The 24,822-nt window shown below is 50.6% G+C and carries 22 protein-coding genes and 1 tRNA gene; 9 read left to right on the top strand and 14 right to left on the bottom strand.

The genetic code is table 11. From position 1 onward, the window contains the following. Positions 1-78 precede the first annotated feature (78 nt). The 3 genes from pepN to Q0V82_RS00205 all read left to right on the top strand — a co-directional run bounded on the left by pepN (position 79) and on the right by Q0V82_RS00205 (position 4,138). Complete coding sequence (pepN, locus tag Q0V82_RS00215) at positions 79-2,709, top strand: aminopeptidase N (protein WP_297571712.1); 2,631 nt, start codon at positions 79-81, stop codon at positions 2,707-2,709. A 208-nt stretch (positions 2,710-2,917) separates the two neighbouring features. Further along, positions 2,918-3,262 carry a hypothetical protein gene (locus Q0V82_RS00210; RefSeq protein ID WP_297571710.1) on the top strand — a complete coding sequence of 115 codons (345 nt, stop codon included), beginning with the start codon at positions 2,918-2,920 and terminating at the stop codon, positions 3,260-3,262. 390 nt (positions 3,263-3,652) lie between these two features. Further along, positions 3,653-4,138, top strand: a complete 486-nt coding sequence (locus tag Q0V82_RS00205; RefSeq protein ID WP_297571708.1) for a DUF6882 domain-containing protein — start codon at positions 3,653-3,655, stop codon at positions 4,136-4,138. A gap of 396 nt (positions 4,139-4,534) precedes the next feature. Here the strand turns inward: Q0V82_RS00205 and Q0V82_RS00200 are convergent, their stop codons facing one another. Both Q0V82_RS00200 and mnmH read right to left on the bottom strand, forming a co-directional pair. Next, positions 4,535-5,584 (bottom strand): TIGR03790 family protein, encoded by a 1,050-nt coding sequence (locus Q0V82_RS00200; protein WP_297571705.1) that lies wholly within the window; start codon positions 5,582-5,584, stop codon positions 4,535-4,537. A gap of 379 nt (positions 5,585-5,963) precedes the next feature. Next, positions 5,964-6,998 (bottom strand): tRNA 2-selenouridine(34) synthase MnmH, encoded by a 1,035-nt coding sequence (gene mnmH, locus Q0V82_RS00195; RefSeq protein ID WP_297572009.1) that lies wholly within the window; start codon positions 6,996-6,998, stop codon positions 5,964-5,966. 147 nt (positions 6,999-7,145) lie between these two features. Between mnmH and selD the strand changes: the two genes are divergently transcribed. Then, entirely contained in the window at positions 7,146-8,183 is a 1,038-nt protein-coding gene (gene selD, locus Q0V82_RS00190; RefSeq protein ID WP_297571702.1) for a selenide, water dikinase SelD, read from the top strand. Between the two features lie 459 nt (positions 8,184-8,642). On the opposite strand, the gene hslO is transcribed toward selD, so the two are convergent. From hslO to orn, 4 genes are all read right to left on the bottom strand, one after another. Next, entirely contained in the window at positions 8,643-9,530 is an 888-nt protein-coding gene (gene hslO, locus Q0V82_RS00185) for an Hsp33 family molecular chaperone HslO (RefSeq protein WP_297571699.1), read from the bottom strand. Between the two features lie 216 nt (positions 9,531-9,746). Next, on the bottom strand, positions 9,747-10,313 hold the full coding sequence (locus Q0V82_RS00180; protein WP_297571696.1) for an MFS transporter: 567 nt from the start codon (positions 10,311-10,313) through the stop codon (positions 9,747-9,749). A 36-nt stretch (positions 10,314-10,349) separates the two neighbouring features. Beyond that, entirely contained in the window at positions 10,350-10,847 is a 498-nt protein-coding gene (locus tag Q0V82_RS00175; protein WP_308445207.1) for a nicotinamide-nucleotide amidohydrolase family protein, read from the bottom strand. 169 nt (positions 10,848-11,016) lie between these two features. Beyond that, complete coding sequence (gene orn / locus Q0V82_RS00170; RefSeq protein ID WP_297571693.1) at positions 11,017-11,583, bottom strand: oligoribonuclease; 567 nt, start codon at positions 11,581-11,583, stop codon at positions 11,017-11,019. Positions 11,584-11,674: 91 nt separating this feature from the next. Here orn and Q0V82_RS00165 point away from each other — a divergent pair, with 91 nt between their 5' ends. The 3 genes from Q0V82_RS00165 (at position 11,675) to rsgA (ending at position 14,151) form a co-directional block, all read left to right on the top strand. Next, on the top strand, positions 11,675-12,886 hold the full coding sequence (locus Q0V82_RS00165; RefSeq protein ID WP_297571690.1) for a M48 family metallopeptidase: 1,212 nt from the start codon (positions 11,675-11,677) through the stop codon (positions 12,884-12,886). Between the two features lie 63 nt (positions 12,887-12,949). Beyond that, entirely contained in the window at positions 12,950-13,270 is a 321-nt protein-coding gene (locus Q0V82_RS00160) for a 4a-hydroxytetrahydrobiopterin dehydratase (protein WP_297571687.1), read from the top strand. Continuing rightward, on the top strand, positions 13,267-14,151 hold the full coding sequence (rsgA, locus tag Q0V82_RS00155) for a ribosome small subunit-dependent GTPase A (RefSeq protein WP_297571684.1): 885 nt from the start codon (positions 13,267-13,269) through the stop codon (positions 14,149-14,151). The genes Q0V82_RS00160 and rsgA overlap by 4 nt, the downstream gene beginning before the upstream one ends. A 68-nt stretch (positions 14,152-14,219) precedes the next feature. On the opposite strand, the gene Q0V82_RS00150 is transcribed toward rsgA, so the two are convergent. Then, the gene (locus Q0V82_RS00150; protein WP_297571681.1) at positions 14,220-14,768 is read right to left on the bottom strand and encodes a DUF2062 domain-containing protein; all 549 of its coding nucleotides are present in this window, start codon (positions 14,766-14,768) and stop codon (positions 14,220-14,222) included. A gap of 83 nt (positions 14,769-14,851) precedes the next feature. On the opposite strand from Q0V82_RS00150, the gene Q0V82_RS00145 reads away from it, so the two are divergent. Further along, entirely contained in the window at positions 14,852-17,056 is a 2,205-nt protein-coding gene (locus Q0V82_RS00145) for a bifunctional (p)ppGpp synthetase/guanosine-3',5'-bis(diphosphate) 3'-pyrophosphohydrolase (protein ID WP_297571679.1), read from the top strand. Between the two features lie 63 nt (positions 17,057-17,119). On the opposite strand, the gene pyk is transcribed toward Q0V82_RS00145, so the two are convergent. Continuing rightward, entirely contained in the window at positions 17,120-18,556 is a 1,437-nt protein-coding gene (gene pyk, locus Q0V82_RS00140) for a pyruvate kinase (protein ID WP_297571677.1), read from the bottom strand. Between the two features lie 253 nt (positions 18,557-18,809). Between pyk and Q0V82_RS00135 the strand changes: the two genes are divergently transcribed. Continuing rightward, positions 18,810-18,884 (top strand) — tRNA-Arg (locus Q0V82_RS00135). A 54-nt stretch (positions 18,885-18,938) separates the two neighbouring features. Here Q0V82_RS00135 and fliJ read toward each other — a convergent pair. From fliJ to fliE, 6 genes are read right to left on the bottom strand one after another with little or no spacing between them, the layout of a single operon-like run. Then, the gene (gene fliJ / locus Q0V82_RS00130; protein ID WP_226763974.1) at positions 18,939-19,370 is read right to left on the bottom strand and encodes a flagellar export protein FliJ; all 432 of its coding nucleotides are present in this window, start codon (positions 19,368-19,370) and stop codon (positions 18,939-18,941) included. Between the two features lie 4 nt (positions 19,371-19,374). Next, complete coding sequence (fliI, locus tag Q0V82_RS00125; protein ID WP_297571671.1) at positions 19,375-20,775, bottom strand: flagellar protein export ATPase FliI; 1,401 nt, start codon at positions 20,773-20,775, stop codon at positions 19,375-19,377. 3 nt (positions 20,776-20,778) lie between these two features. Further along, positions 20,779-21,690 (bottom strand): flagellar assembly protein FliH, encoded by a 912-nt coding sequence (locus tag Q0V82_RS00120; RefSeq protein ID WP_297571669.1) that lies wholly within the window; start codon positions 21,688-21,690, stop codon positions 20,779-20,781. Between the two features lie 8 nt (positions 21,691-21,698). Further along, on the bottom strand, positions 21,699-22,706 hold the full coding sequence (gene fliG / locus Q0V82_RS00115) for a flagellar motor switch protein FliG (protein ID WP_297571667.1): 1,008 nt from the start codon (positions 22,704-22,706) through the stop codon (positions 21,699-21,701). 11 nt (positions 22,707-22,717) lie between these two features. Then, positions 22,718-24,436 (bottom strand): flagellar basal-body MS-ring/collar protein FliF, encoded by a 1,719-nt coding sequence (gene fliF / locus Q0V82_RS00110; RefSeq protein WP_297571665.1) that lies wholly within the window; start codon positions 24,434-24,436, stop codon positions 22,718-22,720. 27 nt (positions 24,437-24,463) lie between these two features. Next, positions 24,464-24,739: a flagellar hook-basal body complex protein FliE gene (gene fliE / locus Q0V82_RS00105; RefSeq protein WP_297571663.1), complete on the bottom strand. Its 276-nt coding sequence runs from the start codon at positions 24,737-24,739 to the stop codon at positions 24,464-24,466. Positions 24,740-24,822: the final 83 nt, after the last annotated feature.

Genomic DNA, 24,822 nt, shown 5'->3' with positions numbered 1-24,822 from the left:
CACTATTGCCGATTGTTTGTGAATCAATCTCGGTTTAAGCTGGCGACTTTCTGCCATTCCCAAAAAGAGCCGCCCACTATGAGCAGCCGCCAAGCGATTCGTCGTCTCGACTATACCCCCCCGAGCTATTTAATTGACCGCGTTGATTTAACTTTTGAGCTAAGCGATACCCATGCCAAAGTAACATCGCGCCTGATTATTAAACGCAATCAGGGTGTGAGCGCCGATACGCCGCTGGTTTTGGATGGTGAAGCACTGACGCTCGAGAGCATTAAACTCGATGGCGTGCCGCTCACGAGGAGCGACTATGTTCTCGACGATTGCAGCTTGCGCATTGCCCAGATGCCCGACGATGGCATTTTAGAAATCGTGACGCGTTTGCTACCTAGCGACAACACCAGCCTGATGGGTTTATATCAATCCAATGGCAATTTCTTTACCCAATGCGAGGCCGAAGGCTTTCGCAAAATCACCTATTACTTAGATCGCCCTGACGTGATGGCCAAATTCACCACCACCATCATTGCCGATAAAACCAAATTTCCGGTCTTGCTCTCAAACGGCAATCGCGTAGGCAGTGGCACTTTGGACAAAAATCGCCATTGGGTGAAATGGGTCGATCCATTTAAAAAGCCGGCGTATTTATTTGCCTTAGTCGCGGGCAAATTGGTGGCGCTGTCGGGCAGCCATAGCACACCGAGTCAGCGCATGATTCAAATCGAGATTTATGTCGAGCCGGGCAATTTAGATAAATGCCACCATGCGCTGGCCGCCGCGCAAAAAGCTATGGCTTGGGATGAAGAACGCTTTGCGCTGGAATACGATCTCGATACGTATATGATTGTCGCCGTTAGCGACTTTAATATGGGCGCGATGGAAAACAAGGGCTTGAATATCTTTAATACCAAGTTTGTTTTGGCCAAGCCTGATACGGCCACCGACGTTGATTTTGATGGTATTGATTCAGTCGTCGCGCATGAATATTTTCACAACTGGACCGGCAATCGCGTGACCTGCCGCGACTGGTTTCAGCTCAGCCTGAAAGAAGGCCTCACGGTGTATCGCGATCAGGAATTCTCTAGCGATATCGGTAGCCGCGCCGTGCAGCGTATTAGCAACGTTCGCAGCTTGCGCGAAACCCAATTTTCTGAGGATGCAGGCCCACAAGCGCACCCGATTCGCCCCGATGAATACCTAGAAATTAATAATTTTTATACTTGGACGATTTACGAAAAAGGCAGCGAAGTGGTGCGCATGTATGCCACCTTGCTTGGCACTGCCGGATTTCGCCGTGGCATGGATTTGTATTTTAAACGCCATGATGGCCAAGCCGTTACTTGCGACGATTTCCGCCGCGCGATGAGCGACGCCAATGGCGTGAACCTCGATCAGTTCGAGCGCTGGTACAGCCAAGCCGGTACGCCAGTCTTGTCGGTCAACGCCGATTACGACGCCGCCGCACAAACCTATACGCTCACCGTAGCGCAGCATTGCCCAGCCACGCCCGGGCAAGATCACAAACTGCCGTTTCATTTGCCCTTGGCCGTTGGCTTGATTGATCGCCGTGGCCAAGATTTACCGCTGCAATTGCAAGGCGAAGCCGTGGCGGGCAGCACCACCCGCGTATTAGAAATCCGCGAAGCGGTGCAAAGCTTTACGTTTATTAACGTGCCGTGCCTGCCGGTGCCGTCGTTATTGCGCGACTTTTCTGCGCCAGTGCATTTAAATTTTGCGTATAACGATGACGATTTGGTGTTTTTAATGGCCAATGACAGCGACGCTTTTGCGCGCTGGGAAGCGGCCAACACCTTTGCCGTGCAACTACTCAAAACGCAATACGCTGCGGCCGGCCAAGGCGAAAAAGTCGCAGCACCAGCCGCCTTTATTGCCGCCTACCAAAAGCTACTCACCAGCGACAAACTCGACCCTGCGCTAGTGGCCTTAATGCTGGAATTGCCACGCGAAAACTATTTGTTTGAGCAATTATCCGACGTTGACCCAGTGCGTTTATACGAGGTTTGCCGCAGCATCAAACAGCAAATCGCCCGTGAATTACGCCAAGAACTGCTCGCCGTGTATCAACGGCTGAACGACGCGACACCTTATGTTTACGAAGGTGAACAAGTCGCGCGCCGCAGCTTAAAAAATATTTGCTTGGATTATTTGGCTGAGCTCGATGAGCCGATGATTGCGTCTTTACTCGCTCGCCAATACCAGCGCGCCGACAATATGACCGATCGCCTTGCGGCACTCAAAGCGCTAGTCAATCGCGACGGCGGTGACGCCCAACTGGCTGACTTTGCCGCGCACTGGAGCACCGATGCGCTGGTGATGGACAAATGGTTTACGCTACAAGCCACCAGCCGCCGCCCCGGCGCGCTAAGCCGCGTGCAGCAGCTCACAGAGCATCCGGCGTTTTCGATCAAAAACCCAAATAAAGTGCGCTCACTGATCACTGCATTTTGTCTGGGCAACCCACCGCATTTTCACTCGTTTGACGGCTACGGTTACGCCTTTGCTGCCGATCATATTATTCAATTAGACGCCATCAACCCACAAATCGCTGCCCGCCTTGCCAGCTGCTTTAACCGCTGGACCAAAGTCGACGCCAGCCGCCGTGAGTTAATGCAACAAGAGTTAGAGCGGATTCGCGCCACGGAAGGATTGTCGAGCGATACATATGAGATTGTGAATAAAGCATTAGGGTAAGTGGCGCAGGATGGGTTAAACCATAATTTGGCGATGCCCATCGCTTTGAATGGATGGGTAGCGCTGCGCTCAAGCCATCCTACGAGCAGCAAAAAACTGAAATATCTATCGAGAAAACATGATGTTTAATTCACCCTGACACGACTAAACTGGCATAAGAATAATCAGCAAGCTGCGATTTTCAAAAACCAATTCAAGGCGTGTCAACATGAATGAACAATTGATAGAAATTGGTGGAATACACTTTAAAAACCAAGAGATCAATAAATACTGGATTGACACTGAATCAAACCAAGAAAAAGCCATCAGAAATCATTACCAAGAAAACCACTATCTTGGCGGTATTTTTTCTTTGCTAATTGCCGGCTTAATTAGCAAATACCTGTCGCGAAAAAACGGCAAGCGCTCACAAAAAAAATATCTCCATATCAAAACTAATCAAAATACGACTTATTGTTTTTCAGAAGATGAAATTGACATCAGTGATGCTCTACTTAAACTCAAAAATAATCCCTTCCTCGGTATAAATGACGAGCAAAGTCACGCCAATTAACTCGTAAACCGCACTCCCGTAGGGCGCTAATGAGCGCAGCGAATTACGCCGAAGAAGCCGAGACAGCCGTGGCCGCCGCAACCACGGCGCGATTCGCTTCGCTCATCAGCACCCTACGTGCTTCGATGTAGGGTGTGCAAATCCGCAGGGTTTGCGCACGCGGATACCGCGTCAATCAGCACGTCAATCACCGCGCACCGCATCCGCGTGCGCCAAGGCGCACCCTACAACAGCGATGTATCGGTCTCCCACCATTGCCTATCCACGCTTAGACCGCAATACATCAACAAAACCGATCGGCTGTTGACTTAAAATCGATTCGCCGATAAAAAGCGGATCGAGCAATCGATTTGAGATTTTGATTAAAGTTTGAGAGTAAGGATATTGTGTATGAGCATGACCGATGATGAGTTTTACGCTTTTATTGACGCGAGCTTTGCCGAGCTTGAGCAAAAACAAGCGATGTTAAGCGCCAGCTACAGTTTAGGCAGTGGGCTGGGGCGTTGGTGGTTTGACCAAGCCAATGGAAAACTGCAATTTTTCGACGCGGCCGATCAGCTTGAAGTAGAGGTCGAGGTGATTGAGATCGGCAGCTATTCAGCCAAAAACAATACATGGAAATGGGCGTGGAGCAATGCCGCCGGATTGCCTGCGCTGCGCGAGCGCTCGGCAAAAATCAAAGAATTAGCCACATTAACTGGCAATGCCCTCTTTGATTTTGACTATGTGTTTGAAATTGGCGATGAAGCCATGGCTTGGGAGCTGACCGCGATGGCGGTGCATCTGTTAGGCGCATTGGGCTGCTACAAAGCCGCAACCACCAACAATGGCGACGCCACATTTTTAGCGATTATGGCGCTCAAGCCGCGCAGTTAATCGTGGTTAAACAGGCCTGAGATGGATTGATCAATGCTTCGATGCTCGGACAATCCATCGCTGATGGCGCGTAAATCTCTGCGGGGCTTGCGCCCTAAAAAACCCAAGGTATCAGCCTCTGGCTATTTGCTGTCAAAGCTTAGCGGGCAATACTACAGAAATTTAGGCGATATTCAGATTACGTGTTGATGGTGATTAAAGCTTCGCGGCATTCCCTCTCCCTTGATGGGAGAGGGCGTAGGGTGAGGGTGATACTACGGCGTATATTTTAAGCTCAACACCCCCATCCCAACCTTCCCCCGTCGAGGGGGAAGGCGTTGAAGTCGATCTGCTCAAGCACTTGTATAGCCTATCAACATCCAATCTGAACATTGCCGAAATTTAGCAGCAATCTGATTACTTAAACGGGCTTAAGCTCCGATACGGCGCAGCGAGTGGGTCACCGATAAATACGCCTTGTGCCGGCCATGCAACGCTTTTCCAGTAGGCCTCAACCGCCGTTGCGCCGCTCAAATAATGCGCTAATAACACTTGCGGATGCGGGAATTTTTGTGGGTAGCTATACGGCTCGCTCACCGTGCCGTAGCTGGCGGTTGCACCGCTTTCTAGCCATTGCATACTGCTCATTTGCCCGCTATCGGTCAGCATGCCGCCGAACGACGTTAAATGATCGGCCAGCGCGCCGGGTACAAAGCGCAGCGTTGCTAGATCGGCCACGTTCGCCAAACCCGTTTGGTAAATCAGAATATCGCTTTTATCTTTCAGCGTATTGGCGTGGATATTTTCGATTTTAATCGCTGGTTTTTTGACGATTTGACTCGGCGGAAACAAGGCCGCGCGCGAGCTGCGGGCTTGATCCGTTGTCGTTAAAAAATACGCCGTTGCTTTGGGCTGATTACCCCAAGCTTGCACACCACGATCAATCAATTTTTTAGCACTCGACATATCTTGTGCCGCCAACATCATGCTGGGGCGGATGCCCAAATCGGTAAAAGGTTGCGTTGTTGCGTGATTAAAATACGGCGATGCTGGCGTTGGCTGGCCCAGATTACTGCAGATGCCTTCAATATAACCGAGCGTAATCCCATAGGTCATCCCGATGCAGTTCACCCGATACGGCTTGCTCCACGCCAGCGCCAGCGCTTGAATTTGGGGTGAAAAATGTGCGTCGATTTGCGCTTTGACTTGCTCTAGTTCGCCCTCTGTAATCCACACTCGATCTGTCGGCAGGCTGATTTCGAGAATTTGCTCTGGTGTTAAATGATGCTGATCGGCGTAGTAGGCGGCGATCTCAAGAGACTGTGGATCGTTTTTATTCACCACCAAACCCAGCTGCTCAGGGCCCAATTGATAAGCGGGTGCAGCGGGCTTAGCCTGCAGCTTAGGCGTCGCGGCGAGCGCAACAGCATTAAATAAAGCCAAACCTAAAGCCAGTAAAACTCGCATCGCTCGCGCCAAGTTTAATAAACAACGCATCATAGCGGCAGTGTCGCTGTAATAACAAGTAATCCATAAAAAAGCCAAGCGACAGCGTAAATACAGTTCACTTAACGACAAACCCTGAAAACCTGACGCAGAGGCGCAGAGGCGCGGAGGAAAATCAGGGTTTTTCGATTGATTTTCTCTGTACCTTTGCGTCAAAAGCGACAACTGCAATGAAATCGAGGAAAAAAATGCCGCTCACTTGGCTTAAGTGAACGGCATTAACGCGACAGCGTGGCATTTGATTGAATCCAATGATGTTCAGACTGGGGCTTACTCTCTAAGACTTAAAGCCCGGCCTAAGCGCTGAATAGCGCTAAATCATCGCAACTAACGCTCAATCTCACCCGCCAAGCTCGTGCAGTAATTGCTTAGCGCTGTGGCTTAAATCGCCAGATGGATCAATGGTTAATGTTCGAGCTTGATCCATTCTTAGGTAGTTATTTTGGCTACTGCGCGTATACGCTGGATCGTAGTGTTTATGAATCAGCTCGCTAGATAACTCGATGTCTTTCCCTTCGTCAATCAGCGCATTCCAGTCCGCAAGGACGGCTTTACCGTGCATTTCGACCAATCGGGCCAGTTTGCTTTTAAAATTGGCGGGGTCGTTAAACAAATGTCGGTAGTCGTCGCACAAGAATCGAATTCGATCGTCAACGCTCGCTTCAATCTGAATGCAATCGGCGGCGCGAATCGCCAACATCAAGCTGGCGGGCAAATGGATTAAGCCAATGCGTTTGCTTTCTGCCTCGACAAATACCGGACGACTCGGATCAAACAAGGCCAGCTGGCGCGTTAATAGGCTATCAAACAATTTTTGTGACGGCTGCGCGCTGCTTGGGCTCGCGCCGAGCACTGAGCCGCGGTGCTGCGCCAGCCCTTCTAAATCCAGCGTCTGCGCGCCCGCTTGGGCTAAGGCGGTTAAGAGCCGCGTTTTACCGCAACCGGTGCGTCCGGCCAAAACAATAAAACGCGATGCGGCGGGCAGCGCCGCCAGCTGGAGCAATACATCGGTACGATAGGCTTTATAACCGCCTTGCAATTGCCCGGCTTTCCAACCGATCAAATTTAAACACGTGGCCATTGAGCCCGAGCGTTTGCCGCCGCGCCAGCAATAAATCAACGGTTTCCAGTTTCTAGGCTTGTCTTTAAACGTAGTGGCAAGGTGTAGACCAATATTGCTGGCAACCAGTCCCGCGCCGAGTTTGGTCGCGGCAAACGGGTCTTGCTTATACAGCGTGCCGACAATCACCCGCTCTTCATTACTCAGCACTGGCGCATTAATCGCGCCGGGAATATGGTCGATGGCAAACTCTAGCGGCGTGCGAACGTCGATCACTTCGTCAAATTGGTTTAGATCGGCCAAGGTCGATAACATTTTTCTCACGTTTTTTCACCTTATCCACTCAATCGGTGGATTATCCCACCTACACGGCAGCCGTGGCTAAATTCATCCCGATGCCCTCTCGCCAAAGCGCGACAGGGCTGCTATCTTGGGCCATTGGTTTCTGACTTAGGGGTGGTAATGAGCACAAAATTAACAACTTTATCGCACGGTGGTGGTTGCGGCTGCAAAATAGCGCCGGCCGTGTTATCTGAAATGCTGTCCAAACTACCCACTGCGGCGATGTTTCCCAAGCTCTTGGTCGGCACCGAAACCGCCGATGATGCGGCAGTGTATTGGCTCAACGACGAGCAAGCTTTGGTGGCAACCACTGATTTTTTTATGCCGATTGTCGATGATGCATTCGACTTTGGCCGCATCGCCGCCACCAATGCGATCTCGGATATTTATGCCATGGGCGGCACGCCGATTATGGCCTTAGCGATTGTCGGCATGCCCGTCAATATCTTGCCGATTGAAGATATCCAACAAATCTTGGCTGGCGGCGCTGCTGTGTGCGCCGCTGCTGGTATCCCGATTGCGGGCGGGCACTCGATTGATGCGCCAGAGCCGATTTATGGTTTAGTCGCCATGGGTTTGGTGCACCCTAAACAGCTGAAAAAAAACAGCGACGCCCAAGCTGATGACGTACTGATTTTAGGCAAGCCCTTGGGCATCGGTATTTTGGGTACCGCAATGAAAAAAGGGCTGCTCGATGCTGCGGGCTATCAGCAACTAATTGATACCACGACTCAACTGAATAAAGTCGGCTGTGATTTAGCCAAACTGACTGGCGTGCACGCGCTAACCGATGTCACCGGCTTTGGTCTACTTGGCCATGTATTAGAGGTTTGCCGTGGCGCCCAGCTGACCGCACAAATTAGTGCTGACGATTTGCCGCTATTGTCGGCCGCCGTTGGTTTTGCCCAGCAAGGCATTGGCCCCGGCGCGATTGAACGCAATTTAGCCAGCTTTGGTCCCGATGTTGAATTTGCTGCCAGCGTTGCCGATTGGCAGCAACGCATCATGGCCGATGCACAAACCTCAGGCGGCTTATTAGTGGCCTGCTCCGCCGACGCCGCCGACGAAGTCATGGCTTTATTTCAAGCACAAGGCTTTGCCCAAGCGGCCGTGATTGGTCGCTTGCAAGCGGGTGCTGCTAAGGTGAGCGTGATTTAAAAGCCGTACTCTCGCCCAAACAAAAAGCCCAAGTGATGCAGTATCACTTGGGCTTATTCATTGATACGATGATAGACACATTGACTTACCCGCTGCGTCGCCTAGCCACTACAGCAGTACCGCAAGGTGCTACATGGATAAGGGATTGATGGTTTTAAGTGCCTTCGGCACGTTTATTTACAGTCGCAGTCCGCGACGGGGACCCTCTTTCTTTGACTCGCCAAAGAAAGAGGGGGAAAGAAAGGCGACCCGAGCGCGCCCAGCTCCGCTGTGCCCTCGATTGTCGCAAGCCAAACGATAAAACTGTTTGTCTCGCTTCGCACTCGGTGCGCTTGGACGGGTGATTAAGCCCCAGACCAACGAGCGCGGCACAGCATAAACACCAAGTTAAAACAGAGTGAAAATATCAGCAGTATTCACTTCAAGTACTTAGCCAACAAAAGTACCCGAGCAATACCCTTATTGCACTGAGCCGGTGGCTGGGCTATCGGCATAGAGCGCACCAATATCCACGGCGTCAAACTCGTATTCTTTACCGCAGAAATCACACACGATATGCACATTGCCGCGCTCGGCTAAGACTTCATCGACTTCATCGCGTTCCATCAATTTAATCATGCCGGCAACGCGGTGACGCGAGCAAGAGCAGGCAAAACGGGGCGTGGTGGGGTCAAAGACGCGCACGCTGTCTTCGTGAAATAAACGATACAGCACTTCACGCGCCGGTAATTCCAGCAGCTCTTCGGGCTTGACGGTTTCTGCCAGCGTCACCAAATGTGCATACGATTGGGTTTCGTCGGCTTCAGCTGGCATTTTTTGTAACATCAAACCAGCGGCCATTTTGTTGTCGCTTTTTGCATCGCTGCACGCTAACCACAACCGCGTTTCTAGCTGCTCAGACGCGCTCATATAGTGCTCGATAATTTGCGCTACAGATTGACCGCGTTCCATACCGACCACGCCTTGATACGCTTCGCCCACGGTTGGATCGAGCGTAATCATAAAGCGACCGCGTCCGAGTAATTCAGCCAATGACGTGCCGGGGCCAAAAGTTTGGATCTTTTCGGCGTCCCAGCGGGCGGTAGCGCGCATGGTGCGATCGGACGTGAATTCAATCACGATCAATTGCACCGCACCGGTACCGTGCATTTGCATAATCAAGGTGCCGTCAAATTTGAGCATCGCCGACAGCAAAGCACTGGCCGCCATCAATTCGCCAATAATGCGTTGCAGCACCAGCGGATAGTCGTGACGAAGTAAAACTTCTTTGTACGTCGCATCAAGCTGAACCAACTCACCGCGTACTGGGGCTTTATCAAATAGGAAACGCTCTAAAATATCTTTCATTCGATTCTCTTTATTTAGTCATTAGGTAAAGGCCAACAAACAACACCACATGCGATCAACGCGATTGCCAAGCAAGATGCTTTAAACAACAAGTGGGAGCCAAAGCCCCCACCATTTCAAGCGAATGCGCCGTAACGACCGTACTAACGCACCACAACAAGGTCTTCAAATCGTCTTGCGCTAGTTTCTGGATGACCAAGGTTTTATATCTGGGTGTTACGCATTCATCTCGACCGAGTACAGCGTCATCGGCAAGCTGGAAGCCACGTCAAACATACAACCAGTTTCAACACCCACTTTGGCGATTTCGCTGGCACTCAGTTGCGAATACACCGCGTGCATCGCGCCAATCGCATAGTCGCGGCCACTGCCGCTGGCCCAAAAACGCTCAAATTCATACACTTCGCGCAAGCTATACACGCCAAAAATACCGTGTCGATTCACAATCAACACCGTCATCTGGCTCGATTCATACGCGTCGTCGTCTTCTTCGTCGGTTTTCAGAAAAAAATCGTCTTTTAACTTGCGATGTAATTTGCGGAATGATTCAAAAATGGCGGCGCGATTAGAAAAATCAAGCTTTTTGACTTTTTTTAATGCCGATTGCAAAACCAAATCGTGTGCGGCGCTACCGCAAATGGCGAAATAATTATCGTCATATTGAAAAATCTTATTCCAGCGCGCATCGTCCATCGCGGCTAAACGCGTGTCGCCAAAGGTCGACTGACTATCAGCGGCAATGGCGCAATGCCCGTCTTTTTTTACTACCACAATGGTTGTCATTGTCAGCTCTCCTGCAAAAGCGAATCCTGCGCTCGCTTAAGTGGCTTGTTTTAATAAGGCAACTAAACGTAATAATGCATGGTATACCGCTGCAGATCTTACTGCAGAACGATTTCCAGCAAATACCTGCTTCTCGGTATGAATCCCTTCTGGCGTTGCAAATGCAAACCACACCGTACCCACCGGCTTGTCGACACTGCCGCCGGTTGGCCCAGCCACCCCAGAGACCGCCACCGCCCAACGCGCCGCCGCGCCATCGGCAGCACCTTGCGCCATCGCCGCCACCACCGGCTCACTCACCGCACCGAGCTCATCAATAAATGCTGGCGGTACATCGAGCAGGCTGACTTTGGCTTGATTGGCATAGGTAATATAACCGCGCTCAAACCAGGCACTCGATCCGGCGATTTCGGTAATCGCGGCGGCAATCAAGCCACCAGTGCAAGATTCGGCGGTCGCAACGGTTTCACCGCGCGCCAATAGCCGTTGCCCGAGTTCGGTCGATAAGGCTTCAATTTCAGAACTAAACATCATGCGGGCCCAATACAGTCATAAAAATAAGCCAATTAAAAATAAGCCAATGCCCCATGGTCAATGGTCAATGCCAGCGGGTACTGACCATGGATGCAGGGCGATGCTTTGCCCAAATCACCCGTTCAATCGCCCCGCAGCCCAAGATCGGGCTTAAGGCGACGCAATCCAATTAAGACGCTTCTTCAACCGCTGGCGCTTGAATAAAGTGCTCGCGGTAATATTTCAACTCATCAATCGATTCAACAATATCTGCCAAAGCGGTATGCGCGCCGCGCTTTTTAAAGCCTTTGGCAATCGCTGGTTGCCAACGTTTGCAGAGCTCTTTGAGCGTAGATACATCCAGATTGCGGTAATGGAACCAGCTTTCTAATTGCGGCAAGTAGTTCACTAAAAAGCGCCGATCTTGATGCACCGAATTACCGCACAATGGCGATGCGCCTTTAGGCACGTATTGCGAAATAAATTCAATCAATTGCGCCTCAGCCTGCGCCTCGGTAGTGGTTGATGCTTTTACTTTGGCGGTCAAACCCGAATTACCGTGGGTTTTAACACACCATTCATCCATTGAGTCGAGCAAGGCGTCGTCTTGGTGAATCACAAAAACGGGGCCTTCGGCGACGATATTTAAATCATTGTCGGTAATGACCACGGCAATTTCGATGACACGGTCGGTTTCAGGCTCCAAACCCGTCATTTCCATGTCGACCCAGATGAGTCGGTTCTGGTCTTGTGGCATACTGAGCAATTCCCGAGAAAAAACATCATTTTACTTCATGACAGACCTTTTTAGCGCTACACAATTTTCACTACTTTTCCTGTTTGCCCTGATGGCGAGTGTTTTATTACAGCTTTGGTTAGCACTGCGTCATATCAACCATGTAAAACGACATAGCAACGCGGTTCCAGCAGAATTTGCCGAACAGATTACCCTCGCTTCACATCAAAGGGCGGCGGCGTATACCGTGGTCAAAACGCGCTTTGGGATGATGACGACGATTTTTGATGCCATGATCTTGACGGCGTTTACTCTAGGCGGCGGTATTGCGTGGTTATCCCATCTCACCGCACAGTGGTTTACCCCCGATAGTTTAGGGCACGGCATTGCGCTAATTGCCAGCTTGGCGGTGGTCAGTAGCCTATTGTCGCTGCCGTTTTCTTTGGTCTCGACCTTTGTGATTGAGTCGCGCTTTGGTTTTAACCAAATGAGCGCCAAGCTGTTTATCACCGATCTGGCCAAAACCACGCTCATCGGCGCAGTGATTGGCCTGCCATTAATTGCAGCGGTATTGTGGCTGATGGGGGCAATGGGCGAATATTGGTGGCTATGGGTTTGGTTAACCTGGCTGGGATTTTCGCTGACGTTGATGTGGGTGTTTCCAACTTTTATCGCGCCGCTATTTAATAAATTTATTCCCATGGAAGACGGCGAAGTAAAAGCACGGATCACTGCCCTACTCACGCGCTGCGGCTTTCAATCCAATGGCTTATTTGTGATGGATGGTAGCAAACGTTCATCGCATGGCAACGCCTACTTTACTGGCTTGGGTAAATCCAAACGCATCGTGTTTTTTGATACGCTACTCAAGCATTTATCACCGTCAGAAATCGAAGCGGTGTTGGCGCATGAATTAGGCCACTTTAAGCATCGCCATATTGTGAAACGCATCGTCTGGACTTTTGCGCTGATGCTGGGCTTTTTATGGCTACTGGGTCAGCTCAAAACCCAGTTGTGGTTTTACCAAGGTTTGGGCGTGACTACGCCATCCACAGCGGCGGCTTTATTGCTGTTTTTTATGGTGCTGCCGGTGTTTACTTTTTTGTTCTCGCCGCTGAGCTCGATGATGTCGCGCCGCCATGAATATGAAGCTGATGCTTTTGCGGCCAGCCAAAGCTCCAGCGCTGATTTAATCAATGCCTTGGTGAAGCTTTACCGCGACAATGCGGCAACGCTGACACCAGATCCTTGGCACAGCTTGTTTTATGACAGCCATCCGCCAGCCAGTTTACGCATTGCTGCCTTGCAACGACTTGCTGTGTAATTTGGTTTGGGCTTATTCAGCAGCTTGGACTACAACAGAGAAAACCCACACTGGAGCTCTGCGATGTCTTTAATTACCGAATCATGTAATCAAGCTGCGCCCAAACTCGATACGCTGGCGGTTGAAATGCTGTGTACCGAGCTAGACGATTGGTTTGTCGTGAATGACGGCCTAGAAAAAACGTTTCGCTTTCGCAGTTTTTATGAAACGATAGCGTTTACCAATGCAGTGGCGTTTATTGCCCACCAGCATAATCATCATCCTGATATCCAACTGAGTTTTAGCCGTTGCAAACTGACATGGAATACCCATTCAGCCAACGGCTTAACTCGTAATGACTTTATCTGCGCCGCGTGCGTAGATGCACTTCCAAAGGCCTCATGACCGAAACAGCCCGCATTGTGACTAGCTATGGCAAGGTTTACATCGTAGAACTTGCCGATGGCCGCCGTCTTTCCGCCTCAACCCGAGGCAAAAAAACCGATTATGCCTGTGGCGATCAAGTTGATATCGACGTGATCAATCTTGAGCAAGCCGTCATCAATAAAGCATTACAGCGTAAAACCCTGCTCTATCGCTCGGATGCTTGGCGCAGCAAAATGATTGCCGCCAATGTCACGCAGATTGTGATTGTGGTGGCGACTGAGCCGAGCTTTTCTGATGAGCTGATTAGCCGCGCCCTCATCGCCGCCGAAGCTGAAGGCATACGCCCAGTGATTTGCTTGAATAAGTGTGATTTGCCAGTCGCTGATGCCGCTAGAGAACGTTTGGCGTATTACACGGGCTTAGGCTACCCAGTGGTTGAAATTTCAGCCAAACAAGATTTAAGCCCGCTCACGCCTTGGCTAGAAGGCCAAGTGTCGGTCTTGGTTGGGCAATCGGGGATGGGAAAATCAACCATTACCAATGCCTTGATTCCCGAAGCCAATGCCCGCGTAAAAGAAATCTCCACCGCGCTCGATTCGGGTAAACACACCACCACGCATGCTCAGTTGTATAAACTCAATGCCACCTCTGAGCTAATCGACTCACCCGGTTTGCAATCTTTTGGTTTGGCGCATATTGGGGTTGAAGATTTACCGCGCTTAATGCCCGACATGGCGCGCCATCTTGGACAATGCCGCTTTCACAATTGTCGCCACCGCCAAGAGCCAGGCTGCGCCATTCACGCTGCGATTGCCGAAGGAACGATCTCACAAGAGCGTTTAAACTTTTTGCAGCGCTTGCAAGATGAACTCAGCGCAGCCGCTGCCAGTAAATACTAAGGGTATTCATCTGTGGGCTTTACCCAATAAAGCCCACAGGAATATACCCCAACCTCAGTGCAAACGCTTTATTTCAAACGCTGCTTACGTCGCTGATGCCAGCTCCAATAAATCCATAAACGCCACAACAGATGCACCCCGACATAACAACACAACGCCAAAATCGCCGCCAACAACGGTAAACCGATCAAGAGTGGCGCGCCTAAGGCTTGCACCCAAGTCCACATTGCCGGTAGCCAATCGCTCCAAGACAATGCACTCCACGAGGGCATCACCACCATTTGCACTGCAGCACTACTGCCGGTCACCCAAACTCCCAAGCGATACGCCAGCCAATAAATTGGCGCAATGGTCAGTGGGTTGGTATAGAAAGTCCCCAAAATGGCAACCGGTAAATTAACGCGAAAAATCAAACATAAAATCGCCGAAGTAATCACCTGCAATGGCCCCGGAATCAGGCCACCAATCATGCCGACGGCTAAGCCCCCAGCGACGGATTTTCGATTGAGATGGAATAAATTGGGATGCTCAAACCAAGGGGCAAAACGCCGTAAAAAGCGATTGTCTAGCATCGCCGCATGGTCGGGCAGCCAGCGGCGGAGGTATTTTCGAGGCATTCGGTTATTTTTCCAATGATTTAGCTATGACAGACTGCATTATTGCCGCAAAATTCAATGATTCGTTTACGTTGTAGAAAATTATGGTTGCCGTTACTCGTCCTCTAGCCCAATCGATTGCCGAAGCTGCCGATCCTGACCGTTGGTTAATTGCGCTTTCTGAGCGTTATCCACCGCAGGATATTATTCGTTTACGTGAAGCATTAGACTGGGCGGCGGAGCTGTACCAAGGCTCAGTCAATCCGGATACACAAACGTCTTTGTTTATTCATGCGGTTGCCAGCGCGTCCATCGTTGCCGATTTACGCATGGATGCCAATGCAGTGATCGCAGCCTTGCTGTTTTGTGCGCCCGATACCCTCAGCAATGCCACCGAGCAAATTAGTAAACGCTTTGGCAGTACCGTTACCGCCTTGGTCGAAGGGATTATCAAGGTCAGGCAATTACGCCAATTGGCGCAGCCACAGCAAGGCAAGGCCGCCGACTACGCGCAGCAGGTCGAAGCGCAGCGCAAAATGCTGCTGGCGATGGTGGAAGACATTCGTGCGGTACTGATTAAGCTCGCTTGGCGCACGCAAACCATGCATAGCTTAGCCAATGTCAACGAAGAACAACGCCGCATTATTGCCCGTGAGACCTTAGATTTATTCGCGCCCTTGGCCAATCGCTTAGGTGTTTGGCAAATCAAATGGGAGCTCGAGGATTTAGGTTTCCGGTATTTGCATACCGATACCTATAAAAAAATCGCCAAATTACTTGATGAACGCCGCGTTGATCGTGAGCATTTTATAGGCGATGTGATCAGTAAACTACGTAGCGAATTGGCGCTCGCAGGTGTGACACATGTTGACCTAATGGGGCGGCCAAAACACATCTACAGCATCTGGAAAAAGATGCAACAGAAAAAGCTCGATTTTTCTGAGCTGTATGATATTCGCGCCGTTCGGGTGCTGGTGGATGATGTTAAAGATTGTTATACGGTGCTCGGCATCGTGCATAACCTCTGGCAACCGATTCCCGGTGAGTTTGACGACTATATCGCCCAGCCCAAAGGCAATTTTTATCGCTCTTTACATACGGCGGTGATTGGCCCGGCCGATAAAGCGGTCGAGGTGCAAATTCGCACGTTCGATATGCATGAACACGCTGAATTTGGCGTGGCGGCTCACTGGCGTTACAAAGAAGGTGGCAAAGGCGATTCACGCTATGAAGAAAAAATTGCCTGGTTACGCCAATTGCTCGATTGGCGCGAAGATTTAGCCAATGAAAGTGATTTTTCCGATGCGTTTAAAGCCGAATTATTCGACGATACGATTTATGTCCTTACCCCAGCGGGGCGCGTCATTTCGCTACCCAAGGGCAGTACGGCGGTCGATTTTGCTTATCATTTGCATACCGATTTAGGCCACCGTTGCCGTGGTGCCAAAGTCAATGGCGCGATTGTGCCGCTGGGCACGCCACTGGAAAATGGCCAACGCGTTGAGATTTTAGCCGCCAAAGAAGGTGGCCCAAGCTTAGATTGGCTGCATCAAGGTTATGTTAAAAGCCATCGCGCCAGCCAAAAAATTCGGCACTGGATACGTCAGCAGCATCTGGATATTGCCATCGAGGCCGGTCGTACTTTATTTGATAAAGAAGCGTCTCGCGCTGGGGCGAATAATATTAGCCAAGAGCTGATCGCCCAAAAACTCGGCTATAAGCAAATCGAAGATGTATTTGCCGCGCTAGGCCAAGGCGAATGCTCTTTGCGCGCATTAGCGATGGCCTTTGCCGAGTCGCTGGCACCACAAGAAGTCGCCGACCAAACACCTGAGCTCATGGTTAAAACCGCCCGCGCTAATCAAAGTGGCGAAGGCATTTTAATCGAAGGCATCGATAAATTAATGACGATGCTGGCGCGCTGCTGCAAACCCGTTCCGCCCGATCATGTGATGGGCTTTGTGACCAAGGGACGCGGAATTTCGATTCATCGGACCGATTGCAGCGCACTCAAACGACTAGCGACTGAAGCGCCAGAGCGACTGATTAAAGCCGATTGGGGGCAATCAGCGGGGCATGTGTTTTCAGTGGATATTTTGGTGGAAACGCTAGAGCGAGCGAGTATGTTGCGCGACTTATCCGACGTGATGGTCAGAGACAAAATCAATGTGACTGCGGTGCATACGCAAAACAAAGATGCCCGTTCACAAATGCGGTTTACGATTGAAATCCGCGATAACGAGCAACTGCAAAAAGTCTTTGTTCGCCTAAAGGATGTCCCGGGCGTGATTCGCGTTTCCAGACAATAAAAGCGATAAAACAGAGGCGCACCTCGGTGCGCCTCAGACCATCACAATCTCAAGCTACAGCCCTTAGCGGTGCTTAATTTCGCCGGCTTTAACGATTTTTAGGCAGTTGGTGCCGCCGCCCATACCGACCACATCGCCAAAAGTAAAGGCAATCAAATCGCCGACTTGCACAATGCCACGGCGCAGCATTTCGACTTCGGCACGCACCAATAAAGATTCACGATCGGTATTGTCATGCGACAGCATCACCGGCTCTACGTCACGGAACAATGACAAGCGATTGTAGGTTTCGGCTTCTGGCGTTAAGGCATAAATTGGCACACCACTAATTACGCGAGACATCCACAATGCCGACGAGCCAGATTGCGTCAATGCGGCAATCACTTTGACATTCAAATGATTCGACGCAAACAAAGCCGCCATGGAAATGGTTTGATCAACGCGAGAATACTCACCCTCTAAAAGCGCCGCATTGCTGACTTTATAATCTTGCGATTTTTCGGCCTCAACACACACCCGCGCCATCGACTCAACGGTTTCCACGGGATAACTACCCGACGCCGTTTCGGCCGACAGCATCACCGCATCGGTGCCGTCTAACACCGCATTGGCCACATCAGACACTTCGGCGCGCGTTGGCACTGGGCTCGAAATCATCGACTCCATCATTTGCGTTGCCGTAATGGTGAGCTTATTCATCGCGCGTGCGGCTTTAATCATGCGCTTTTGTAGTGCCGGTACTGCTGCATCACCCACTTCAACCGCCAAATCACCGCGCGCCACCATAATGCCGTCCGACGCAGTCAAAATATCTTCTAAATTACCAATCGCTTCGGTGCGTTCAATTTTGGCAATCAGCAATGCCTTACTGCCCGCAGCTCGGAGCAAGGTGCGCGCCATATACATATCGGCACCACTTTTTGGAAACGAGACCGCAACATAATCGGCACGCAACTTGGCAGCTACTTTGATGTCGTCCATGTCTTTGGCGGTTAAAGCCGGGGCTGTTAAACCGCCGCCTTGGCGATTAATGCCTTTATTGTTTGAGAGCGTGCCACCGACTAACACGGTGGTGAATACTTTCGCGCCCTCGACATGATCCACTTGCAGTTTGACCTTGCCATCATCGAGCAGCAACACCACCCCGCTTGCTACATCGTTGGGCAGCTCTTTGTAATCTAAGCCAACGGTGTTTTGATTGCCCAGCTCGCATTCAGCATCAAGGATAAATTTGGCGCCATTTTTTAATTCAATTTTATTTTTTTCAAACTTACCGACGCGAATTTTAGGGCCTTGCAAATCGACCATAATGGCAATCGGACGATTGAGTTTTTTGGCAATTTCACGCACCAAGGCAGCGCGATCTAAATGATCTTGTGCGGTGCCATGCGAGAAATTCAATCGGACCATATTCACTCCAGCCACAATCAGTTGTTCCAAGATAGCGACATCATTGGACGAAGGGCCTAAGGTTGCGACAATTTTTGTACTGCGTGACATGAATTTCTCCTGAACGAATGCGCTGACACTATTGACGTATAGCCTAGGGCAACAATCACCCCATAGCGTTGATTAATGTCATTTTGCTGCAAGGTAGTCAATTATTTAGCCACAGTCGTGGCAACAGCATCACAATCTACCAGTCAGCACGGCTCCGGTCGGTTGCCATTGGCTTGAGCGATTCAAACTCAATATCCAGCCCCCCGATCACAGCTGGCAGAAGCACCGCCCTTGCGGTACAATCGCCGCCGTAGTCCTCGTAGTACAACGGATAGTACCAGTGCCTCCTAAGCGCTAGATACAGGTTCGATTCCTGTCGGGGACACCAGCAATGACAAAAGCCCCAATGTGGGGCTTTGTTGTTTCTGTTACTGCCGCGCGTTTAATATCGCCCTAAACGGCTATTAAATTCATCGAGCAGTTTTTGCTCTTGCTGCCCTTCTTTGCGTAATTCAGCTTGATTGTGCCGATCGCGTAAGGCTTCAAATGCTTTTACTTTGCGCTCGCAGCTTTGCCAATCCGTTTTATGCCGTTCATATTCCAACGCTAAACGTTCCACTTCAAAGATTTGCTGATCGGCAGCGCCATCGAGTTTGGCCAAAAACAATTGATAATCACGCCACTGGCCAATCGACATGCCGGTTTGCGCACTATTGGCCAAGCGAGCGCGGTATTCATGCCGAAAGCCATCCACTTGCTCAAGCTTATTGCGCGCCAATAACCACGCTGCTTGCGCGGCTTGCATCAGCCGTGCCGCGTCTTCGCGCTGATCAATCGCCAGTTGCAATAAAAAAGCAAAACGAAATTGCGCCACTCAATCACATCCCAAATAATTGCGCTAACTTCACTCTAGCGCCTTCGTAGCTTTCTTGTTCGTGAATGCCTTGTTGCAAAAAAGCTTCAAAACCGGGATGCCGACGTATCGCTTCATCGAGCACCGGATCGGACCCCGGCACATATGCGCCAACGCTGATTAAATCGCGGCTACGCTGATAGCGAGCATACAAGTGCTTAAATTGACGCACTAAATCAAACTCAGGCTGGCTAATAATATCGTGCATTACCCGTGAAATAGACGCTTCGATATCAATCGCCGGATAATGCCCAGATTCCGCCAATTGCCGTGACAAGACAAAGTGACCATCTAAAATCGCGCGGGCATTGTCAGCGATGGGATCTTGCTGATCGTCCCCTTCTGACAACACAGTATAAAAAGCCGTAATTGAGCCGCCACCCTCCCGACCATTGCCAGCCCGCTCGACCAATTGCGGTAAACGCGCAAATACCGAAGGCGGATAACCTTTGGTTGCGGGGGGCTCACCAATGGCCAGGGCGATTTCTCGCTGCGCCATCGCATAGCGGGTTAAGGAATCCATAATCAGCAGTACATTTTGCCCTTGATCGCGAAAATACTCGGCAATGCTGGTCGCGTAAGCGGCACCATATAAACGCAGCAAAGGCGGCGTATCGGCCGGCGCCGCGACCACCACACTGCGCGCACGGCCTTCGTCACCCAGAATGTTTTCAATAAAATCTTTAACCTCTCGGCCCCGCTCACCGATTAAGCCCACCACCACCACATCGGCCTTGGTGTAACGCGCCATCATGCCAAGCAGCACCGATTTACCCACCCCAGAACCGGCAAATAAACCCAAGCGTTGCCCGCGCCCAACCGTCAGCATGGCGTTAATGGCGCGCACGCCAACGTCCATCACTTGCTTGACAGGTTCTCTATCCATGGGGTTATACGGACGGGCAAATAAGGGCTGATAGCTCTCAAATTGCAGCGGTCCTTTGCCGTCGAGTGGCCGCCCTAAGCCGTCTAAAATTCGATTGAGTAATCCCCATCCGACCGGCACTTGCCGACCATGATCTTCAACACGCCGCTGCGCTACGCGAGGTTTGCCAAATTCGGGCTCCCACGCGGAAAAATCCTCCAGTGGAATCACTGCCGCGCCGGGCTCAACGCCATACACTTCAGCAATCGGCATTAAAAAAAGCCGACTTTCTTGAAAACCCACCACCACCGCTTCGACTGAATGGCCATTGGGCGTCATCACTTGGCACGATGCGCCAATCGGCAGCCGCAAACCAACCGCTTCGAGCACCATGCCCGAAACACGCGTTAAACGCCCACGCGGCTGGCAGGGCCGAATCGCAGCAATGGCCGAGCCGCAATCATTGAGATAGCTCTGAATTAATTGAATTGGCGTGCTCATAAACTAAGTGAGCTCAGCGTCGGCCGCGGGCGCCAAAGACGGTGACGGTGGCGATAGCGATAGCGATGGCGATGGCGATGGCGATGCATCGATGATCGCTACGGATTCAAGATCCGTGCTTACTGGTGGCAGTGGCGTTTCTAAATGCGGGGCTGCAGGTGCCGCCTGCGTTTCTTCCGCCGGGTATTGCCCCCAAGCTAAATCAGTTCGCTCACTGCGTTTCAATACCCTAAGAATATTTTCCCAGCGCGACGCCAGAGAAAAAGACAACTGCGTGGCGGGTGTTTCAATTTTGCAGCTGCCACTCAATAAATTGGGATCGGCGACCAAACGCCAAACGTCGTCAGGCAATTCAATTTGTAGCGACGAGTGCAGCAATTCAAAATCTTCGGGCGACAAAAATAAGCGCGATGGGTGGGTCGCCGTTGGGATCATTGCTAAGGCCTCACGGATCGGGGCCAGCAATTGCTTGGGCTGACTTTTTAGTTCATCACAAATCATTTGTCTTGCCGCGAGCAAAGCCAAATCGAGTACCGACTCTGCCAATTGTGCCTCGCCCTGCGCTAAGGTTTCGGTGATATGCCCCAGTAAATGCAGCAATTGCTGCGTTTCGGCCTCCCCAGCCAAGCGTCCCGCCTCTAAACCCGCTTGAAAACCTTCATGATGCGCTTGCTGCTGAATGGCTTCGATCTCTTCTGCGGTGGGTAGCGGCAAGCTCGGCTCATCGGGCAAAGCCGCCTCCGGCGCCAACTCCGGCGACGCCAGTAGCTCAGATATAGGCTCGATCACCTCAGGCGTTTCAACTACAGGTGGAGCGGGTGTGGCCTTGGGGGTATCAAGGAGAGAATTAAATTGCCAGAGCTGAAACTCAGATAGCTCTTCGCGTGGAATCACGCGACGATGGGGTCCTGACATGGTGTTCCTTAATCAACTAAACCCTCGCCGCCGCCGCCGCCCAATACAATTTGTCCTTCATCGGCCAGGCGACGTACGATTTTAAGAATTTCTTTTTGCTCGCCTTCGACTTCAGAAAGTTTAACCGGCCCTTTTGCTTCTAGATCTTCACGCAACATTTCTGCCGCGCGTTGTGACATATTTTTAAATATTTTTTCGCGTAATGCTTGGCTGGTGCCTTTGAGCGCGACCACCAAAGAATCAGATTGAACTTCACGCATCAAGAGCTGGATACCACGGTCATCAATGTCCAACACATTGTCGAAGGTAAACATTTTGTCTTGAATTTTTTGCGCCAGTTCAGGATCGTATTCACGAATATTGGCAACCGCCGAGGTTTCCACCGCGCTGCCCATAAAATTGAGCATATCGGCCGCCATTTGCACCCCGCCCATGGCACTTTTTTTCAGTTTATCAGTGCCTGACAAAAGCTGCGTTAAGACATCATTCAGTTCTTTTAATGCCGCCGGCTGCACGCCCTCTAAGGTTGCAATCCGTAGCAAGACATCATTGCGTAAGCGCTCAACAAAATGCCCCATGATTTCTGACGATTGATCCGGCTCTAAATGCACCATGATGGTGGCAATAATCTGCGGATGTTCGTTTTTAATCAATTCAGCCACCGCAATGGCATCCATCCATTTAAGCGATTCAATGCCGTTATTGTCATTGCCTTGCAAGATTCGATCGAGCAAATTGGCGGCTTTATCGGTACCCAGAGCCTTGGTTAAGACCGAACGAATATATTCATCGGCAGCGCCCAAATTGGCGCGATTTTGCGTCGAAGCAATGAAATCCCCGAGCACTTTGTCCATATCTTCGCGCTTGACCGAATTCATATTCGCCATCGCAAAACCAATTTTTTGAACTTCTTTCGGTCCTAAAAACTTAAAAATTTCAACCGCACAATCCTCACCCAAAGACATTAGTAATAAGGCTCCACGATTGACGCCGTCTTCATTTATATTGGCTGCCATCTCGATGACTCCTAAGACATTTTATTGGGATCGGATTTCTCCGCATTAACCATCATCCATTCACGCAAAATCGTTGCGACCATGCGCGGATCATTTTTAGCCAACTCTTTAGCTTGCTGCAATAAGTCAGCAAAAGCCGACATTTTTTGCTGCTCGTCCTCGCTCTCACTGGCCGGCCCTTTCGAATCTGGCGAGAAGTGCTCGCCGACCGGCATATCCCCCAAATCAAGCTCGGTGGTGCGGGCCGCTTCGCGAGAGCGCGTGATGTCTTTCATCAGCGGTCGAACAATAAAGAAGAGTAAATAAATCACCGCCACTAAAATCACCAACGCTTTTAAGACGTCTGGGCCATTATTTTGCACATAACTTAAAGCGCGATCTTGTAATGGTTTTTCTTCCAAAGGAATCGATTCAGCAAAAGCGGCATTCACCACGTTCACCGAGTCGCCACGCTCTTTGTTATAACCAATTGCCTCGCGCACCAAATTGTTAATCTGTAGCATTTCTTGCGGCGAGAATGGCACATACGACAACTTGCCATCTTTATCTTTGCCAGCCTTGTAATTGAGCACCACCGCTGCAGAAAGGCGCTTAACAGCCCCCACTGACTGCTTCACATGCTGGATGGTTTTATCCACTTCAAAATTAGTCGTGGCCTCTTTACGCGAATTGCTTTGTGTGGCCGGCAATATGGCGCTCGCACCAGAAGCAACGGGTGCCGTAATCGGCGCGAGTGCCGCACCTGGCGGCTGATTAGATAATGCGCCTGGCACGCCCATCGCCATCTCTTCGCTCGATTTACCCGCTTGCTCCAACGATTGCAAACTACGAATCGCAGCGGCATTGGGCGGCGAATTAGGGCGATACGTTTCTGACGTTTGCTCTATTTCAGAAAAATCGAGCTGGGCCGTGACTTCGGCGCGCACATTGCCTTTACCGACAATCGGCGCCAAAATCGTTTCTAGTCGCTCAACAAAGCCTCTTTCAACGGTATTGACATACTGCAGCTGGCGCTGATCTAAGGTGCCCTTATTTAAATCGGCTGAGCGCGATAATAAATTGCCATCTTGATCGACCACCGTCACATTGGTCACCGGCATCCCGGGAATACTCGATGACACTAAATGGATAATGCCCGCGACCTGCCCACCATCAAGCACGCGGCCCGGATGTAAAGTAAGCACAATCGACGCCGATGGTTTTTGCTGATCACGCAAAAATACCGTTTGCTTTGGCGTTGCCAAATGCACCCGGGCTTTTTCTACTGAAGAGATACTTTCAATCGAGCGAACTAACTCACCTTCGATTGCTCGCTGATAATTGACTTGCTCAGTAAACTGAGAAACACCAAATTTTTGATTGTCGATTAACTCAAAACCGGTATTGGCCGCTTTAGGTAAACCTTGCGCCGCGAGTTTGAGCCGAACATCGTAGATTTTTTCTGCTGGAACTGAAATCATGCCAGCATCGAGCTTGTAGGGGATATTGAGCTGCTGCAAAGACTGAATGACTGCGCCACCGTCTTTATCTGGCAAATTGGTAAATAAAATGCGATACGCCGGCTCGCGTGACCACATTAACGAACCAAGGACCCCAGCAACAATAATGGCCAGCATCACCATGGCCAACATTTTACGCGCAGCAGGCATCTCGCTGAAGCGCTGACGCAGCCCACCGAAATTTCCTGCTCTAACTATGGTGTTATCTGTCGCGACGCCCGCTTCTGCCATACCTTACCGATTTTCAAGGTGTCAGGTTTATACCTGCATATTCATCACTTCTTGATAGGCAGTCACTAGCTTATTGCGTACTTGCACCATGGTTTGAAAACTCAAACTGGCCTTTTGCAATGAAACCATCACATCTTGTAAATTCGCGTCAGAATCGCCCGACTGAAAAGCCGCTTGCTGGGCTTGTGCGCCTTGCGATACTTGGTTCACTTGGTCGATGGATTGTTTTAGTAACTCGGCAAAATCAGGTGCTCCCGCTTCGGCTGCTTTTGCTGCTGGCTGACCAGATGCTAAAGCAGACATCGACCTTAACTCGCCGAGAACCTGATCTATTCCTTGCACGCTCATAACTACCTATCCTTCTTGGCAAAATTGTAGGGGCGCAA

The organism is uncultured Deefgea sp. (assembly GCF_947072475.1).
Lineage (GTDB): Bacteria > Pseudomonadota > Gammaproteobacteria > Burkholderiales > Chitinibacteraceae > Deefgea.
The sequence above is the reverse complement of the archived record's forward strand: the minus strand, read 5'-3'. Positions and strand labels throughout refer to the sequence as shown.